Source organism: Kitasatospora sp. NPDC034035 (assembly GCF_055575755.1).
This window is the reverse complement of record NZ_JBVISA010000110.1, coordinates 1-1,607: the sequence shown is the minus strand read 5'-3', so window position 1 is coordinate 1,607 and position 1,607 is coordinate 1. Positions and strand designations below refer to the sequence as shown.

Genomic DNA, 1,607 nt, shown 5'->3' with positions numbered 1-1,607 from the left:
TAGGCCGTGTTTTAGAACGGGTGATCTCCGCGCCCTACTGCCGCAATGATCTTTGCTGTGGGGCGTGGGGATCTATGTGATGAGCAATGGGCCGTGCTGGAACCGCTGTTGCCGGTGTCCGACGTGGGGCGGCGGGCGGTGTCCCAGCGTAAGTTGATCGACGGGGTTCGCTGGCGGGTGCGGACCGGGGCGCCGTGGCGGGATCTCCCCGCGGAGTACGGTCCCTGGCAGACGGTCTACGGACTGTTCCGGCGTTGGCAACGCGGTGGCGTGTGGGCGGCTGTGTTCACGGCTCTGCAAGCCCGCGCCGATGCGGCCGGACTGATCGCTTGGGAGGTCAACGTCGACTCCACGATCTGCCGGGCCCACCAGCACGCCGCCGGCGCCCGCAGAGCCGGACACGAGCAGAAGGAACCGCCCGGAGGCGTCGCCGCCGAGCCCGACGACCACGGGCTCGGACGCTCACGCGGAGGCTGGACCACGAAGATCCACCTGGCCTGCGAACAGGGCCAGAAACCGCTGTCGATCCTGATCACAGCCGGTCAGCGCGGTGACAGCCCACAGTTCGTCCCGGTTCTGGAAGCCATCCGCGTCCCCCGGCCCGGGGCCGGTCGGCCGCGCACCCGACCGGACCGGGTCCGAGGAGACAAGGCCTATTCGTCCCGCGCGAACCGCCTCTACCTGCGTCGCCGTGGCATCCGCGCCACCATCGCCGAGCCCGCGGACCAGGCCAGGAACCGCAAGCGTCGCGGCCGCGCTGGCGGTCGGTCCCCCCTCTTCGACCGGGAGGACTACAAGGCCAGGCACGCGGTCGAGTGCGGGATCAACCGGCTCAAGCAGCACCGGGCCGTGGCCACACGCTTCGACAAGCTCGCCGTCCGCTTCGAGGCCACGGTCCACATCGCCGCGATCAATATCTGGCTGTGAGCCGTGAACGCCTGACATGCCATGCTGGCCGCGCGGTCATGCCCGTGACCGGTGACCTGGGAGAGGCAGGCGTTCGATGACGGCCCGCTACTACTGCGCGGACAGTGAGAACGGCGACCACATCGACGACCCGTCCGAGGACGCGCTGTTCATGCTGATCAGCGACCTGGACGACGCCGACAACACCTTCGCCGTGATCCAACCCGACGAGGAGGACCCCGCCTGGTTCGCCTCCGTGGCCGTCCTCGACGGAGGCGGCTACGAAGTCGTCCGCCGGGACACCACACGCGGCGAACACGAGGTCACGACCGACACGCACATCAACCAGATCGCGAAGGACCTCACCATCTGGATGGCGGCCCGCGACATCAGCCATCTCTAGAGCATCACTTCGCCGGTCGTTCGGATCCGATCGGCCTGATCCCGCGCCGCGGCCGCTTCCGCTCTGGCCCGGACCTGGTCCTCCTCAAAGGGGAGCACGCGGGCCAAGACGTCCAGGGCGTCAGCGATCCGGTCCCGCCAGTGAGCGAACTCGCCTGGCTCTGCACCGGTCGGCCGCTCTGACTTCACAGCACGAAGGTGGCGCAGGGCGCCCTGCAGCGCGGGGTCAACCACGAGGGCTTCTTTCCGTTCGGCCGGTGGTTGACCCCATCCTGCACCACTTCCAAAACACGGCCTAG

At 68.6% G+C, this 1,607-nt stretch carries 2 protein-coding genes; both read left to right on the top strand.

Features of this window, described 5'->3' with window-relative positions:
• Positions 1–57 precede the first annotated feature (57 nt).
• Positions 58–927 (top strand): IS5 family transposase, encoded by an 870-nt coding sequence (locus ACZ52J_RS42845; protein WP_465626863.1) that lies wholly within the window; start codon positions 58–60, stop codon positions 925–927.
• A 76-nt stretch (positions 928–1,003) separates the two neighbouring features.
• Positions 1,004–1,309 carry a hypothetical protein gene (locus tag ACZ52J_RS42840; RefSeq protein ID WP_465626861.1) on the top strand — a complete coding sequence of 102 codons (306 nt, stop codon included), beginning with the start codon at positions 1,004–1,006 and terminating at the stop codon, positions 1,307–1,309.
• The last annotated feature ends 298 nt before the right edge of the window (positions 1,310–1,607 follow it).

Coding starts and splice junctions, on each gene's coding strand:
- ACZ52J_RS42840 (WP_465626861.1), top strand. CDS start 1,004: ATGACGGCCCGCTACTACTGCGCGGACAGTGAGAACGGCGACCACATC.